This is a genomic window from Pseudoalteromonas sp. OF5H-5 (assembly GCF_021530695.1).
Classification (GTDB): Bacteria; Pseudomonadota; Gammaproteobacteria; order Enterobacterales; family Alteromonadaceae; genus Pseudoalteromonas.
Genome location: NZ_JAKGBF010000006.1, coordinates 151800 through 168624, shown reverse-complemented (window position 1 = coordinate 168624; position 16825 = coordinate 151800). Strand labels below are relative to the sequence as shown.

Below are 16825 nucleotides of genomic sequence, written 5' to 3'. Positions count from 1 at the left end.
TAAGGCAATATTTGTAAACACCAGTAGAAACACAGCAAGTCGAGATAGGCTTGTTGTGTTCTCACTGTACTTTACCTATTTGCAATAAACTTACCTGTTTTGATTGGCCTTGTGGGCTAATAAATGTGAGTTATTTTCGAATGTAAAAAACGGTAAAAACAAAATATATTTTAAATTCCATTAAAAACAATATGTTGTAAATGCTATTCCTCGCTCTTACATTCTATTCCGAAAGTTTATTACTAGAGCTATAAAAATTAGTTATATTTTATAGTTGATAAAATAATAAAAATCATTATCATTCGCAATCTCGTTATTTTTGGTGTAATTAAAAATGATTCGCTTTATTGTTCCTTTTGTTTCTTCAGTAATTATCTTCCCCGGTTATGCAGCCAACGCGGACTCTAAATCCATTGAAGTGATAGAAATTGTTGCAAACAAAGCTGAAAAATCTTTGTTAGAGCTTTCCGGTAGTGCGGCTGTACTAAGTGATGATGATATTGAGCAGCTTGTAGCAACACAGTTGAGCGATTTGTTTAAAACGGAGCCAGGTGTGGCGATCACAGGTTATAGCGGTCGTCCTCAAAATATTACCATTCGCGGTATGTCAGGTAATCGCGTACTGGTGTTGCAAAATGGTAGTAGAGCTGCGGATGGTTATGGCGCAAGTGACATCAACGATCTGGTTGGGCGATTTAATTTTGATTTGGAAGACGTCAAATCTATTGAAGTGGCAAAGGGACCAGCCTCAACATTTTTTGGGGCTGGTGCACTAGCTGGTGTGGTTAAAGTGAATACCAAACAAGCAAGTGATTATCTAAGAAGTGAAGATAACTATTTAGCAATTAAGAGCTTGTACAACGGTACCAACTCGGAAGTTAAAAACACACTCACTGGTGCAACTGGATTTTTTGGGTTACCTGTTTTACTAAAAGTCAGTGACTGGCGTGCTGAAGAGCAGCAAAACTTTCCCGAGTCACGCGCTCCGCTAGACGTTAAAGGTCAAAGCGCAAAATTTAGTAGTCAGTACGAATCAGGTTTGGGCCTTTTTACATATGATTTTAGCTGGTTGACACAGCAGACAGAAAACAAAATCAAACCGGAAACCGTGCCCCAACATGACGGTGCGTGGCAAGTTGAATCTCAAAAACAACGTGAACTCCAACAAACTCATAGCCACAGCGTTAAATGGCAATCTGTGAATTCATCTCTCATCTTTGATGATGCGCTTGGACAAATGTTCTGGCGCAAAACACAGCACGAAAACGATACTGAGCAACTAATCAGCCGTCAATTTTTTAAGGTTCAGACTCGATATAGGCAGCTGCTTTCGGAAGACCGTTTTTCTCAGACCAGTTTTGGTGGCGTATTAGATTTTGCTAAGTCTTTTGGCAATCATGAACTGATGTATGGCATTAGTGCAGAACAGGTTGAGCATGAGCGTCCTAAAATCGATACCGTGATTGAGAATGGTACGCGGAAAGTGACGATTGACGCACCGTTTAATGCAGCTAAAACAGTGATACTCGGTGCTTATGTTGGTGACGATTGGCAGATTAATAGTAATTTTAGGGCGTTAATTGGTTTGCGTTACGACCATAATGCATTATCTGCTGAAGGTGACGAAGACACGAGCTCAAATGAAGTCACAGCTAGCGCACAAATCAGATATGAAAATAGTTATGGTTTTAATGCTTACGGAGCATATGCACAGGGCTACCGAGCTGCACCATACGATAAAGTATATGGCAATATTCCTCATTTATTTGCCTTTCCTCCGTTTGAAATTGTTGCCAATACTCAGTTGAGAGCAGAAACCAGTGATAGCTTGGAACTAGGGTTTTCGCAAACAATTGATAAATTGCATTTTGCCAGCAGTATTTATTACACCCGCTACGACGATTTTATCGATTGGGTGAACATCCGCTTAAGATTAAACGATGGAGTAATGGAGCGCCAGTTTGTCAATATCGATGAAGCATATACGTTCGGTGCAGAAGCAGAGGTAACTTATCAATTAGAGTCACTAATGTTTGGCGCAAATATAGGCTGGATGAACGGAAAGAATAAAGACAAGCAAGAATACCTAAGAAATCTTATTCCGCTCGAATATACATTTTATGCCAATTATGAGTTCAGTGACTTTGTAATCAACCTGCAATGGTATGGACAAAGCCAGATGACTGACTTACCTACGTGCCAAGACCCATTTTTAAATGTAGAAATACCTTGTCAGTCAACAGGAAGTTGGCACAGCCTAGACTTATCCGTAAGTTACACACTATCAAAAAATTGGAAATTCAATACCGCGATAAACAATGTGCTAGATAAGCATTATACCCGATATCAAGATGTTGCTGGTCAATCCAATTCCGACTTCGACTATTCACAACCAGGTAGAAACTTTAGAGCATCTATCCAGTATAAATTTTAAAGGGTGACTATCTTGAAAAAACCATTATTACTATTGCTACTGTGGCACCTAGGTGCGACCGCGGCAGAGCTTCAGTTTGTTACTGGTCGTGCTATTAACTCACAACAAGCTGAACAGTTACTTGAAACCAAGTTAGCAAGAAAATATCAGTTTTCTTACCGTCGTAAAGGTCAGTTTGGTAATTATTATAGCTTTATGCCTACTTATGACGCTTTGCCAATATTTAATATCGTGGATAGTGTTGCAACGGATCAACAAGGACTAGCATTTCGATTGTATGTCTCTCGTTTTTCGACGTTAAACGTGGATGAAGGCACGGTTTCTGTTGCTCCGTCTATTGAGCAGGTTGGTGCATTAATTGATAAACAAGTTGACCATTTTTCGATAGAAGAAATTAAGCGAGGGTGGTGGCTTGAGCTGCAAGGTTTAAGATTTGTTTGGAACGTATTAGTAAGTGAAACCTTGCAAGGTGAAGTCGTTACTCAGCATTATTTTATTGATGCTGATGCCACTAAAATCCTTGGTCAACGCGGCGCTATTCCTGCCTACCAAAGTGAAGTTGAGCCTGAATACTCAGGTCGAATCAAGCAGTCATGGTTATTTGATCCAGACCCAAAAACTAGCTTAATGAGTGAAGACATTGAGCAACAGTTTACACCGCAGACTGAATTTGCGGATGCAGCATTTAGACTTGTTGAGCTTAAAGATTTAACGCTAATTGGCAACCAGTTAGCACTGACGGGGCCTTATGCTCGAGTAACTGACTTTGCAGAACCACATGAAGTTGTGGAAATGTTACCTGTAGCTGGTGTAGCAAAAAATCATCATAGCTCTGCCAGCTTTTTACAACAAATGGCCTATTTTCACGTCGATTCTGCTCAGCGTCATTTGCAGGAATTGGGTTTTACTGGCGATAAGTTGATCCACTATGCGCCGATCACCATAGATGCACAAGGTTCTTATAATGACCAGTCGGCATATTCATTTCACCAAAAACGGATTTTATTAGGAGTTGGGGGGCATGCTGACGCGCAGGATGCTGATGTAATATGGCATGAATATGGACACAGTGTTACTAACTTCATCAATCCCTATGACGACGGTGCGGATAGCGGTGCAATTGGGGAAGGGTATGCCGATTTTCTCGCCGCAAGTCATAGTTACCGAGATCCGCAAGGCTACGAGTTTGAGCCGGATGTTATGTTTAACTGGGATGCTCGTTTTGGACAACGTAGACCAAGAACGTTAAATGATAGTAAAGCTAGGTATAATCCAAATTATCACTACCCAGCCCATATTCATGTTGCAGGTTCCCTAGGTGATCAGCTTTGGTCCACACCATTATTTCAATCCTTCAAAGAAGCTGAAGCGCATTATGGTGTGAAAGGCATGAATGACATGGAGAAGATTGTTATTGAAGCTATGTTTGGCCTAGGGGCGGGGATCACTATGCCCAATTTAGCGCTGTCTACACTCGATATGGCAAAGCGCCTGTACCCCAATGAACACTATGCCGACATTTTACAACGGCATTTTAGTCATCATAACTTGTTGCCAAAATTATTGGTAATTGAACAAGCCAAGGTCATTGATACTCTCACTTCAGATCCCTCTGTGGTCGTGAATATCAAAAATATCAGCCCTTACTCGCTTAAAGATATCCAGTTCGCGTCAACTGAGGACTCAACAATAAAAATCGCAACTCAACAGGTTGGCGATATTAAGGCTGGAGATTCGATAACACACACTTTTTCCATCACCTTCGATGGTGCGTTTGAATTGAGTTGTGGGATGAGTGCTTTTGTTCCGGTATTGGAGAAGTATTCGACAGGGATCCCAGTATTGAATCAAAGCCTACAGCAACTAGAAGTTACCTTAGGCCAGCCAAATCTATTTGTTGTAAAAGGTGAGGGAGGCATACTTAAAGACGCAACCGGAGAACCTAGTGGAGTTGTGCACAGTAAGGGGATCACCAACTTTTACCTTGATGTAGAGCAGCAATCTCTGCAGGTTAGCGATGACCTTAAATTTGAATTACAGCTTGAACACAATGACTTGAGCCAAGTAAGTATAAAGTTAATTAGCCCTGCGGGTGTTGCCGTAGTCATTTGGGATCAAAGCTACTACCCACATTCAAAATTTGAATTTAGTCTGCCTTCTGATGTTGCAAACGTAGATTTCTCGCCACTTGAAGGCCAGTCATTCAACGGCCAGTGGCAGCTTCAGGTTGTAGACCACAAGCCTGATTTCTCCGAACTAATTAATACGCCTACGCTTAAAGCTTGGCAGCTTTCACAAGTTACCGATTATCACTGTCATTCTGCATCCGACGATAAAGAACATACAGATGACCAAGATAATCATCTAGAAAAAATAAATGACAACACGAGTGGCAGCCTGTATTGGCTAAATATTGGTTTAATTTTAATTGGGCTTAGGCGACTCAAAATACACACTAGGAGTAAACATGACATTTAAATTGAAACCGCTTGCGCTTGCGCTTTCGGTTGTAGGTCTCAGTGCCTGCGGTGGGGGGAGTGGTGACACTAAAACAAATACTGAAAATGAGACAACGGTAGACCCAATTAGTTATTCGGTTTCGATCAGCGTTGATAACGCAGTAACCGGTACTTTATGCGCAGATAGCAACGAAAACTTAGTGTGTGACAGTATCGAGGTGCAAACTTCAATTACAGATGGAACCGCAACATTAACAAGTGAAGATGTTGCAATTCTTAACCAGAGCTACATTGTGACAGAAGGCAATGTGATGATACTCAGTGCGCCAGCTGCAGTTGCGAATGACGCTAGTATCGTAATGACACCTGCAACGACTCTGGTTTATGCGAATATGATACAAGGCATAAGTAGAGAGCGAGCAATTGAGGCTGTTGTTTCTACACTTAACGATGGCTTATCACTGTCTTTGTCAGCGGATACTTTATTGACAGCGCAAAGCGCAGACTTAGCAAACTTCAATACTGAATTTGTAAAATTGTGGCAGGCTGCGCAACAGCAAAGTGAAAATAAGGGGGCTATTCTTGCGGGCTTTGCGATTCAACTTGCAGATATTATTACCGCGATAAAAAACAATAGTCATTTTAATCAGCTAGATAGTTTTGTTGCGAATGCATTAAACTGGTCCGTAGGGTTCCCTATGACTGACACTGGGGTAACTGCATTCGCTAACCTAGATGGCTTTTACAATACCGCTTCTGTTGCGGACTTTCCAGGTCAAGACGCAGATTATGGCCTTGATCTTACACAAAATAATGATGCGGATGGTGCTGCGGGTTTTAGTTATGTAAAACTCAGTGGTACAGGTGAAATGCTTGCAGCTGATGCTGAACAATGGAGCTGTGTAAAAGACTTACAAGCAGGGCTAATTTGGGAAGTAAAAGATGCAAACGCAGGTATTCGCCACAAAGACACGTTGTTTGCATTTAAACCTAGCGACCGCGAATCGATTTTTCCTGCTGAAGTGGCTGAAGCCAGTTGTGATAATGCAGAAGGTGTATGCACAGTATCGCAATATGAAAGTTACATAAACAATCTAAACAACGGTGTCGGGTTGTGTGGATACTCTGGCTGGAAGTTACCTAAATTCAACGAGTTGTATAGCTTAGTGCACTTTGCGAGCACAGATAAGAATGACGGCGATGTTTTACTTGGAGTAGACGTTAATTACTTCCCAGAAACACATGCCGGAGACATATGGACAGCAACGCCATCGATAGAATGGCACACTTCTATGTACTATGCCCCCCACATGTGGGCGCTTGGGTTTAACGGTGGTTATATTGGTGCAACGACTTCTTATGAATACTGTGATAGTGCACAAGAATGTGAATATCCAAGTGTATTACCTGTGAGGCTTGTAACTTTAGGAGCAGAAAAATGAGATATTTATTAGTCACTTTGTCTTTATCAATGTGCTTTACTGTACAGGCTATTGAGCAAGCGTGTTCACAAACTATCGAGCGCTCTTCACCTAGCGTAGGTTTTATCGATAATAAAGATGGTACAGTAACTGATAGAGCAACACAGCTTACTTGGATGCGCTGTAGTATTGGGCAAACTTTTAATGCACAAACTTCAAGTTGTGATGGAATGCCAACCGCTATGTACTGGCAAGATGCCCTTAAAACAGCAGAAAAGATCCGGACTTCTCCAGGTCATGCAATTTATCAATACGCGGGTATTAAGAATTGGCGTTTGCCTAATATCAAGGAGCTTAACTCAATCCGTGAAGTTGCCTGTGTTAACCCTGCGGTAAACCAAACGGTTTTTCCTAATATTTTTGCTATCGCTGAAGCAGAAGGCGGGTATGCATACGTTTGGTCAGCTACGCCTTTAGCGTCTGAAGCTGGGGTAATGTATATGGACTTAAATGGTGGAAGTTTAGCGTCTACCTTTGGCTTGGAAGACTATGAGAGACAAATTTTACTCGTAGCCGACAAAGTGACAGAGTAGGCTTCAGTACTTGTCGTTCGGTGTTGTTTGGTTTTTGTTCTTGGAATGTCCTAGTCTCGGTGCTTGACTTGCTGCGAGTAGGCTAGATGCAAAGGTTGAGCAGCAAAGAGCGACAAGGTGAACTCTTTATTTTCAATATGTTACCGTCATGCTGATATAGATTAACGAGGCGCAACAGCTAAGTAAACTGGTGCAAAAAGCTTGAAAGAGCAACAGAGCTCAATATGATAAGCCAATGCGTCAAGAGTACTTATACCTAGGTTGAATAAGACTATTGATGCATTGGTATCAAGCTTAGTGTAGGTTAATACCAATTGAATTAATTCTCTAATCAATTTGAAGGGTGAAATAGCATATTAGCTTCGTTAAAAATTTCTCATTTAGAACAACTAAATAGCAAAATTTTTGCCTTGCTACTAAAGCTATTTCCCCGCTTCAAGATAGATCATTTACTTAATACAACTGGTATAAATCGTTTTAAAAAGGTTCAATCATCCACTTTGCGGATAACTGGTCCGGTTCGCCATGGCGATTTAACTCAGGTTGGTTTTGCGCTTGGTTAAACCAAATATATTGCTGCCAAAATTGATTTTTGATATTCCAAACACCACCTTGATAAATCAATGCGTAGAGTGCTTGCTTAGGAGAGTCTACGAGTTTGAGATAGCCGGCGCTTTTGCTGCTGTAACTTAAAAACAGTGAAGGGGCCTGAGTGGCTCTAAAATAGTGCTGACCCTCAGCATTGGTTACCTGAATTAAATCGAGAGGCTCAGTTGGACTAAAGGTAATTCGGGTGTCATTGTTCAGGGGTTGTGCTGCTAAATACTGATTATTTACGGGCGACTTTATCGTGATTTGTGTGCCCGTGTCTGCACTTAACTGCGGATATGTCCAGCCGCTTGGTGGCGTTTGCCAGGTTAGAGATTTCCAGCGCCAGTTGTAGGGAATATCTAAGTGTGGGTCGTTAAGATCTTCAAAACCAGGTTCGGCTTCGATATTAAAAAGACATTGGTTTCGCTCTGCATCTAGCTGTGCAACACGCTCTGTTTGGCTAGTTGTGCCTACATTTAGCTCCGTCATACAGGCTTCAAGTGACTTCCCTTTTCCTGACTCATTAGGGGCCAGTACATAAGTATGGTCACGTTTACTTTCGTCCTCATACCAAGCCAGCATTGCGGCCTCGTCAAACGACAACCAGTTTTGTACTAGTCGCTGTGCTTCTTGCTCGGCTACGCTACGTCTTTGTGCTTTTGGTATTGCCATTGTGCGAATAAACGCAGCCCAGAGATCTTTACTGGCCTCCAGCGCGACAATTGCAACCGGTTTCATGCTACTAATACGATAAGACTGCCAACCAGATTCTAAGCGTGTATTCGCTCGCCAAATTACATCGCCACTGGCGAAGTTGAGCACATCTTTGGTGTCGTGCGAATGCTGCTCGGCACCTTCAGAACAAAGGTAAGCTTTTACTTGCCAAACCTTTTCGTAGTTATCTTGTGGGAGCCTTACCGTATGTTCTGGACTAAATGAGTCTTGAAATAGGTGAACGGCACGGCCAAACAAAAAGTAATTATGATCTACTTCCGCGAGAGCTGCGTGACCACCACCATCCCACACTTTGAGGCGCTTCTCCTCAGCCATGGCCGCATCAATAAAATGTTGAACAAAACGTTTTTGCGCGCGATAAGCTGCATCTACACCACCTTGGCCTGCAATATCATCATAGCGGCGCATAAAGTGATCTAGCTGAATGTCAGCCGGTTCTTGCGATACTGCGCTAAAACAGTTTGGGCCGGTAGGATCGGTACTGGCGTTGGTGACGTTAAATCCAGCAATATCAACCCAACGCTCACCGACAATGGCGGAATTCACACTGTCGTATCTTGGTTCATAGAGTGGGTTATTGTTTAACTGGGACTGAAGTCGAGTAATTTCATCTTGTGCGGTATGTAGCGCGATGTTTTTTGCCAGACCATAGCGCCAAGCGTGTCTGGGGTCGTTGGGATCTGGTTCGATAATATGTTCGGCATCCAGCACCTCTAGTGCTGCGGTGCGGGTTAACCATTCATGTCCCATGGGCATGATCCCTTGTCCACCAAATTGGGTGAATGCTTGAACTGTGCTGCTTAATGCAAGTCCTAGTGAAATTGTAAGAGGCTTTATTTTCATATCTACTCCTTGAAAACCAAAAGCAAAAATAGAGTTTTTACTCAATGTAGGGGCAAAGATTATAGTTTGTGAAATAAATGTTTCAATTGATTTTTGTTTGTAACTAATAGGTTTTTTATCACCTGATTTGTTTGGTGAGTTTTTGCCTCTTACATGGCTTAAAAAAGATAAAAGTAATTTTTATTTAATATCAGATTGTTACAGTTTATTTTGTTCGTGTTTTATGTTCTGTAATGACGTGAAATATGCACATTTTCTTGCTGGTGCTACAGTTACTCTACTTAGCTGGGAATCAATTTAAGCGAAAGTTAGCGCACACTTGAGTATCTTTTGTTAACAAGTGTGTTGTTTTGTGCCGTGGTTACTATATCTAAAGGATATAAATATGAACTATTCACTTCACCCCTCTGTCGGTGTCGCAAGACTCGGTAATAGCGATGGTCAGTTTTATTTAGCACCAGACAAAATAGGTGGTTTACCGTTTGAATCCGATGAATGGGGCAATAAGATAGACAGCCCTGTCAGTCAGTTTAAAGACGCAGAAGGCCGGATCCGCAGACAGGGCCAACCCTTTAAAATCATTGACGAAAATAACAATGAGCTTACGTTATCGAGCGATAACGTTAAATCCATTAGTTGGACTGTACACGTCGCTAATAAAAAGGCGGCATGGTATGAGTTTAATGAATTACAAGGCAACTTACTCTATGGTCAAGATAATAGTTATAGCAATCGCAACACGCCTTGGCGTAATGCGGATGCAACGGATCGCCGAAGCTTAATTATTGACCCAGGTCCAAGAACGATATCTGGCGCAAATGCAAAGGCTGAATTTGACGCCGCCAGTGCGCCTGCAGGATATCCGGTTAGTTTCCCTCCCAAACCGTGCCAAGGCACTGAAATAAAGTCGCTCGGAGACATTTTAACCGATAACGAAGGCCGCTTAGTGGTACTTGGCGGTAAAGGGAATGCGGGTGGTAACCAGCCTCTTGAATCTTACGGTGGTGCGGACACATGGCATGATGATATTGCGGATGGAACTGTGTATTGCACGGTTACGTTTGACGATGGTAAAACCTTGCAACTCTCTGCTTGGGTAATTGTTGGCTCTCCGGATTTTGCACCGGAAATCGTTAATATCTCCAATCTCAGTGATACTATGTTTGACGTTGCGGTGCGCGAACAAAACTTATGTCCTGAGCTATACAGCGATGGTGAGTATCAGTCTTCTTATCAGGCAAATTATTACCAAGATATTGAGCCGATTATCCAGCGTATTAGCCGTTATCAGTGGGTATCAAATGTCCAATCTATGTCGGCATTTGTTTCCAATATTTTTGATTTTAAAGACAACTCTGAAGATAATAAAGCCAATCGTCAGGCTTACTTTAAGTACTTTAGGCAGCCAGTTGACCCAGCCACAGTGCAGCAAACTCCGCCAAACGAGCAAACCAATCAGCAACTCTTCGAGTATGGTATTGAGGGTAATTTACCACTGATGCCAATGAACTCTGGTAGTAACTCGGTGAGCAACGCTGAAGACAATATTGTCGATAAGTTTCTGACGTTAACGCAGACTCAATATTTCTTACTGAGTCAGTGGGCTGCTGGTAACTTTTCAAGTGCTAAACCTTCAGCGCCACAGAGCGCAGTCGATGAGTTTGGCGTATTTTATGCGGATCAAGGTAGCGTGGGTAATTGCGTTGGCTTACCTATGTGTCCAGGGATTGAGGTAACGTGGAGTTTACAAAATCCAGCAGTGTACGCGGCGCCTTATATCATTAAAGATCAAAGCATGGGTAATGGCTTTCCGAGCGGCTTGGATGCTGAGCGTGATGAGTGCGAAGGCGGTGGATGTCAGCCTGGAGATTTAACCAAGCGCATGGCATGCCCGTGGCAAGCAGACTTTTTCAACTGTACTATTCAAAATGTGAACTTTACCGAGCCAACGGTGAATAAAGTGAACGTTGGCACGGAAGACGATCCGCAAATGGTGCCAGCTGCCCCAACTTACTATAGTTACTGGTGGCCACCACAAAGCCCTTGGGATGTATTGACGAATCAATTTGATGATCAATCACTTACCCATCTGCCTGCAGGCCAGCAAGTCAACTATGCACGTGGTATCAATAGTTTTGTGCAAATGGTTGAGCATTGGTCGGCACTTGGTTTTATCCGCAATCAAAATAGTGATGAACCGAATTTCCCCTACTTTACGGAAATCGAACGTAATCACCAACTGTTTGCGTATAAGGATGTGCCTGTCTCTGATATTACTGGGAATTGCCAAGACGACGGAACCGATATTCCGGTGTTTTATATTCCTGATGACCTTAAAGATCACCTGTCTTGCGGGTGCTCTAAGGCCAAAGCAATATTAAAAGGGCTTGAAGAAAAAATGGCTAAGCCAATTACGCAAAAACGAGCTGCGAAAAAAGTGCCTCGCAGTGGTACTCGAACAAGACGGTAATGGATATGAATGGTACTCACGAATGTGATGTGCTAGTAATTGGTGCTGGCCCTGCCGGGGCTAGCACCGCATTAAACTTGCTCAATCACACAGACCTATCAGTCATTTTAATCGAGCAGTCTGATTTACAAAAATTAAGAATTGGCGAAAGTGTATCTGCAAGTGTGTTTTCGGTATTGGACTATTTGCAGATAGATAGAGCGGATTTCGGTCCGCACTGTTTTACTCCAACTCAAGGCAATAGTGCATTTTGGGGAAGTGAGAAATCTGCTAATCGTCACGCGATTTTTGCACCAGACAGAGCAACCTATCAAATTAATCGCGAGATATTTGATCTAACCTTGCTCGAAAGCACAATCCAGCGCGGTGGAACGGTGTTCCCGCGCACTAAAAGCAAAGCAATTACTCAGTTACAAGACGGTCGTTACTCAGTGGTGGTGAGTCATCCTGACTATGGTCAGTTCACCATTGTTTGCAAGTATCTAGTTGATGCGTCAGGGCGTAATTCGTCTATTGGCAAATCTCTAGGAGCGGCTGTTCAGCAATATGACAGACTTACTGGGGTTGGTGCCTTCTTTAAAGTAAAGCGGGGGGCGCTTGAGCAACTTCAACTAATTGAAAGTGATGAATGTGGCTGGTGGTACAGTGCGGCGCTTTCTAACGATATGTTAGTTGTAACGTATTTTAGTGATTTTGAATTGCTCTCAAAGCAGCGCTTAAATCGTTTGGCACAGTGGCAAGCGCACTTAGGTAGCAGTAAATATATGTCAAGGCGTGTTGAGGGGGCAAAGATGGTCGACGAAAACCTATGGGTCCGACCTGCCGGGAGCCATTTTAACAGTTTTGCTCATCTCAAAAATTATCTACCAGTGGGGGATGCGGCTTGTGCGTTTGACCCTATTTCCTCTATGGGATTAGGGTTTGCCATGACATCGGGATGCCAAGCGGCAGCCATTATCGGCAATACCAAAACATCTCAAGCGTTTATCCACAGTAGCAAGATGTATCAACAAGACTTAGCGCGTCAGTTTGATCAGTACTTAGCGCTAAAGCAGCAGTTTTATAATAAGGAAAAACGTTGGTGTGATGCGCCTTTTTGGTTCAAGCGGCAGCAACTTATCAACCAGGTTGCTTAGCTGAAACTAACCGAAGAATAACAACTGCTAGCACACAAGTTGTTATTCTGATCTCGGGTTAGCTCATATTAAAGCAAGCTTAAAATGTGTTTGGCGTTTTGTCGGGCAAGACAGCCCTTGACGGGATCGGTTGAAAACGTTTTAGCCGATATCTCCATAGGCTCCCCTTCATGAAGTACATCACCGCTATAGACTTTAACTCGACAGGTCGTTTTGTTTTGCTCTTCTGAATAAACAAGCTCCACTTTTTCGGCCTTCATAATTAAGTTTTTGTAGGGGTATCCCGCATCGGTAGATACTTTTTCAGTTTGTACCTGCTCGGATGTTGATGCGAGTGCTGCTAGAGGAAATGCAAGAATAATTGCGTATTTCATGATAAAGACTCCTTCCGTCTCTGATTTCACTGCTAAGTATTGTGTGCATTCATAAAACTGACAAACTAGAAATTCTGACCTATAGTTAAGTTTTAATTAAGTAAGATGACGAATGAAATCACCTCCACTCAAAGGACTTTGGTATTTTAAAACGGCGGCGGAATTAGGCAGTTTTAAGCAGGCGGCGGAAGCCTTATTTGTGACTCAAGCCGCTGTGAGTCAACAGATAAGAACCCTTGAGCAACAGCTTGGTTGTATGTTATTTGAACGACAAACAAGAAAGGTATTGCTAACTCAGCAAGGACAAGACTTGTTGCCTTACTTACACAAGGCCTTTGGGCAAATGGAAATGGGCTTGTCGACGTTAAAATCAGATCCTAACCCAAACACCATTAACCTGTCGGTTTTGCCTTCATTTGCTACTTGTTGGCTGTTGCCAAGGTTGGCGAGCTTCAACAAAGCATTACCAGACTACCAGCTACGTATTGATCCAACCGAGCAACTCGCCGATTTTAACCACGACGATATTGATATTGGGATCCGCTTTGGATTTGGTAACTATCCGGGACTGAAAAGCGAGCTCATCGCGGAGGATGAGTTAGTCCTTGCCTACCGTCCTGGATTAATTGACCCAAATAAACCGTTGCGAGAACAGCTATCTAAACTCAATTTTATCTATGATGAAGGCCGGGATAATGAGCATGCGTGGCTTGAACTAAACAAACAACTGGATTTGAGTGGTCATACATTCAGTAATCTCAAAATTGATAATGCGGCGTTGGTACAGCAAGCAACGGTGGCAGGGCAGGGGTTTTCTTTGTTACGTCGACGTTTAGTGAATCAATCTTTAGAGCTAGGCCAATTAGAAATCTATCCCGACTTTGCATGGTTATGTGAATATCGGTATTACTTGGTCGCACCAGAGCGCCATTTTGAGTGGCCTAAATTAAAGGCGTTTCGAGATTGGATTGTGGCTGAGCTTAGCGCATGTTGAAATTGCGATCTTATATGTTCTTGGTTAACTTTAGCTTGAGCCATAAGACGGCGAGTTGAGTACTGCAAAAAATAAAGCGGATAGGATAAACAGGCCAAGCCACTGTTAAATACGCACCAGTGGCTAGGCTGAGTTATAAGCTGCTATTTTAGGTCAAATCGGTCAGCATTCATTACTTTGGTCCATACCTCAACAAAGTCGCGGACAAACTTCTCTTTGCTATCATCTTGTGCGTACACTTCGGCGTAAGCGCGCAAAATAGAATTAGAACCAAAGACGAGATCAACGCGAGTCGCGGTCCATTTTACCGTGTCCGTATCACGTGTTTTTATCTCATATAGGTTCTCTCCACTTGGCTCCCAGCGATATGCCATATCGGTCAAGTTGACGAAAAAGTCATTACTCAAAGTGCCAACGTTATCGGTAAATACGCCATGCGATGTTTGCCCGTGATTGGTGCCTAGCACGCGCATTCCGCCGATCAGTACGGTCATTTCCTTGGCTGTGAGGCCCAACAGTTGAGCTTTATCAAGTAGCATTTCTTCTGGTTTTACGCTGTAGTGCTGTTTTTGCCAATTGCGAAAACCGTCATGTACAGGCTCTAATACATCAAATGACTCAATGTCGGTTTGCTCGTCTGTGGCATCGCCTCGCCCAGCGGCAAAAGGCACTTGGATTGATACACCGGCATTTTTAGCCGCTTGTTCAACGGCAGCGCAGCCACCCAATACGATTAGATCGGCCATGCTTACGGTAGGCGTAAAATTACTTTGCACGGTTTCTAATGCCGCAAGTACTTTCGCTAGACGCTCTGGCTCATTTCCAAGCCAATCTTTTTGCGGGGCTAGGCGGATCCTCGCACCATTTGCACCCCCTCTAAAATCGGAATATCTAAACGTTCTAGCACTATCCCACGCGGTGGCTACTAATTCTGAAAGCGTCACATTGGTTGCTAGAATTTGTTGCTTGAGTGCGCTAATTTCACTGTCGTTTAGGGTGTAGTTAACGCTGGGGACGGGGTCTTGCCATAGCAGGTCTTCGTTAGGGACTTCTGGGCCTAGATAACGGCTTTTTGGGCCAAGGTCGCGATGCGTAAGCTTAAACCACGCTCTTGCAAAAACATCGTTAAAATAGTCGGGATCGGCATAAAACTTCTCTGAAATTTTACGATAAGCAGGGTCCATTTTCAGCGCCATATCGGCATCTGTCATCATCGGCATGCAGCGTTTGGATGCGTCTTCAGCATCAACCGGCTTATCTTCTTCTTTTATATTAATAGGCTGCCATTGCCATGCACCCGCAGGGCTTTTGGTCTGCTCCCACTCGTACGTGAACAGCAAGTAGAAGTAGCCATTGTCCCATTGAGTTGGGTTCGTCGTCCAAGCGCCTTCAATACCACTAGTTACTGCATCAGAGCCAATGCCACGCGAGTTATGATTCATCCAACCAAAACCTTGTTCATGCAAGTCCGCGCCTTCTGGTGCCGGGCCTAATTCATCGGCATTGCCATTTCCGTGCGCTTTTCCCACAGTGTGTCCGCCAGCGGTTAGGGCAACGGTTTCTTCATCGTTCATTGCCATTCGAGCGAAGGTAACACGCATATCTTCAGCTGTTTTTAACGGATCGGGATTACCATCTACGCCCTCAGGATTAACGTAGATAAGACCCATCATCACAGCGGCAAGCGGGTTTTCTAAATCGCGTTCACCGCTATAGCGGCTGTTTGAATTATTGGAGGGAGCCAGCCACTCTTTTTCGCTGCCCCAGTAGGTGTCTTTTTCTGGATGCCAGATATCTTCTCGGCCACCGGCAAAACCAAAGGTTTTGAATCCCATCGACTCATAAGCAACGTTGCCCGCCAGCACGATTAAATCGGCCCAAGAAATACGATTGCCATACTTTCTTTTAATCGGCCAAAGTAAACGCCGGGCTTTATCTAAGTTTCCGTTGTCCGGCCAGCTGTTTAGCGGAGCAAAGCGCTGATTACCCGTGTTTGCACCACCGCGACCATCCGCAACACGATAACTGCCCGCAGCGTGCCATGCCATTCTGATCATTAATCCTCCATAGTGTCCCCAATCTGCGGGCCACCATGGCTGCGAGTCTGTCATAAGTTGCTCGAGATCTTTCTTCAGGGCGGGGTAATCGAGGCTGTTAAATGCGCTTTTGTAATCAAAATCGGCATCCATCGGATCGGTTTTCGTATCGTGCTGATGCAATATGTCTAAGTTCAGGCTATTTGGCCACCACTGGTGCTCGCTATGCTCTGACGACGTATTTGCACCATGTGCAAAAGGACAAATCGATGGTGTGTTTTGCTTCTTATCCATGGGAGATCCTTGTTTGTTCGATGACGGAAGATTGCTAGGGCCTGTTTATCTTTCAAGTTTGTTTCTGCAGCAGTTTGATTGATGTATACATAGGGCAAGTTGTACGCCGCGAGCAAAATACGCTCAGAGGAACAAAAATCAAACAGCAAAGGTCAACAGGCCCTAGATAAAGGTAGTCCCGATAAGTGCTTTTTACCAGATTTAGGTGGCCTTAAAAGCCAATATTGAATACCAAGAGAGTGGCGACATTTGTGACTCTCTGGGTAGTGAACACGCCAAATCTGACTGATTACATGATTTTTAATTAGACGCTTGAATATTCAATAAAAGTAAATAAATTTTGCGCAAATCGTCTAGAATTGTTTGTTGGAACGATTTAATTGTGTTATCAGTATAAAAAGGCGCAATAAATAACCTATTTCATTTCCTATAGTGATAATAAGAA

10 protein-coding genes are annotated in these 16825 nt (G+C 43.3%); 7 read left to right on the top strand and 3 right to left on the bottom strand.

Annotated elements, in window-relative coordinates:
* Nucleotides 1–334 precede the first annotated feature (334 nt).
* From L1271_RS11075 to L1271_RS11060, 4 genes are read left to right on the top strand one after another with little or no spacing between them, the layout of a single operon-like run.
* The gene (locus L1271_RS11075) at nt 335–2434 is read left to right on the top strand and encodes a TonB-dependent receptor domain-containing protein (protein ID WP_235367867.1); all 2100 of its coding nucleotides are present in this window, start codon (nt 335–337) and stop codon (nt 2432–2434) included.
* Nucleotides 2435–2446: 12 nt separating this feature from the next.
* Nucleotides 2447–4912 carry a proprotein convertase P-domain-containing protein gene (locus L1271_RS11070; protein ID WP_235367866.1) on the top strand — a complete coding sequence of 822 codons (2466 nt, stop codon included), beginning with the start codon at nt 2447–2449 and terminating at the stop codon, nt 4910–4912.
* Complete coding sequence (locus L1271_RS11065; RefSeq protein WP_235367865.1) at nt 4902–6335, top strand: Lcl C-terminal domain-containing protein; 1434 nt, start codon at nt 4902–4904, stop codon at nt 6333–6335. Before L1271_RS11070 ends, L1271_RS11065 begins: the two co-directional genes overlap by 11 nt.
* Nucleotides 6332–6907 carry an Lcl C-terminal domain-containing protein gene (locus tag L1271_RS11060; protein WP_010607462.1) on the top strand — a complete coding sequence of 192 codons (576 nt, stop codon included), beginning with the start codon at nt 6332–6334 and terminating at the stop codon, nt 6905–6907. Before L1271_RS11065 ends, L1271_RS11060 begins: the two co-directional genes overlap by 4 nt.
* Before the next feature lie 477 nt (nt 6908–7384).
* Here the strand turns inward: L1271_RS11060 and L1271_RS11055 are convergent, their stop codons facing one another.
* Nucleotides 7385–9076 (bottom strand): hemolysin D, encoded by a 1692-nt coding sequence (locus tag L1271_RS11055; protein WP_102058551.1) that lies wholly within the window; start codon nt 9074–9076, stop codon nt 7385–7387.
* Between the two features lie 385 nt (nt 9077–9461).
* Between L1271_RS11055 and lodA the strand changes: the two genes are divergently transcribed.
* The gene (lodA, locus tag L1271_RS11050) at nt 9462–11546 is read left to right on the top strand and encodes a CTQ-dependent lysine 6-oxidase LodA (protein ID WP_102058552.1); all 2085 of its coding nucleotides are present in this window, start codon (nt 9462–9464) and stop codon (nt 11544–11546) included.
* A gap of 5 nt (nt 11547–11551) precedes the next feature.
* Nucleotides 11552–12682, top strand: a complete 1131-nt coding sequence (lodB, locus tag L1271_RS11045; RefSeq protein ID WP_235367864.1) for a lysine-epsilon-oxidase maturase LodB — start codon at nt 11552–11554, stop codon at nt 12680–12682.
* A gap of 68 nt (nt 12683–12750) precedes the next feature.
* On the opposite strand, the gene L1271_RS11040 is transcribed toward lodB, so the two are convergent.
* Nucleotides 12751–13056 (bottom strand): hypothetical protein, encoded by a 306-nt coding sequence (locus L1271_RS11040; protein ID WP_235367863.1) that lies wholly within the window; start codon nt 13054–13056, stop codon nt 12751–12753.
* 112 nt (nt 13057–13168) lie between these two features.
* On the opposite strand from L1271_RS11040, the gene L1271_RS11035 reads away from it, so the two are divergent.
* Complete coding sequence (locus L1271_RS11035; protein WP_010607467.1) at nt 13169–14050, top strand: LysR substrate-binding domain-containing protein; 882 nt, start codon at nt 13169–13171, stop codon at nt 14048–14050.
* 143 nt (nt 14051–14193) lie between these two features.
* On the opposite strand, the gene katG is transcribed toward L1271_RS11035, so the two are convergent.
* Nucleotides 14194–16380, bottom strand: a complete 2187-nt coding sequence (katG, locus tag L1271_RS11030; RefSeq protein WP_206471137.1) for a catalase/peroxidase HPI — start codon at nt 16378–16380, stop codon at nt 14194–14196.
* Between the last annotated feature and the right edge of the window lie 445 nt (nt 16381–16825).

Coding starts and splice junctions, on each gene's coding strand:
- katG (WP_206471137.1), bottom strand. CDS start 16,380: ATGGATAAGAAGCAAAACACACCATCGATTTGTCCTTTTGCACATGGT.
- lodA (WP_102058552.1), top strand. CDS start 9,462: ATGAACTATTCACTTCACCCCTCTGTCGGTGTCGCAAGACTCGGTAAT.
- L1271_RS11040 (WP_235367863.1), bottom strand. CDS start 13,056: ATGAAATACGCAATTATTCTTGCATTTCCTCTAGCAGCACTCGCATCA.
- L1271_RS11035 (WP_010607467.1), top strand. CDS start 13,169: ATGAAATCACCTCCACTCAAAGGACTTTGGTATTTTAAAACGGCGGCG.
- L1271_RS11060 (WP_010607462.1), top strand. CDS start 6,332: ATGAGATATTTATTAGTCACTTTGTCTTTATCAATGTGCTTTACTGTA.
- L1271_RS11075 (WP_235367867.1), top strand. CDS start 335: ATGATTCGCTTTATTGTTCCTTTTGTTTCTTCAGTAATTATCTTCCCC.
- L1271_RS11065 (WP_235367865.1), top strand. CDS start 4,902: ATGACATTTAAATTGAAACCGCTTGCGCTTGCGCTTTCGGTTGTAGGT.
- L1271_RS11055 (WP_102058551.1), bottom strand. CDS start 9,076: ATGAAAATAAAGCCTCTTACAATTTCACTAGGACTTGCATTAAGCAGC.
- lodB (WP_235367864.1), top strand. CDS start 11,552: ATGAATGGTACTCACGAATGTGATGTGCTAGTAATTGGTGCTGGCCCT.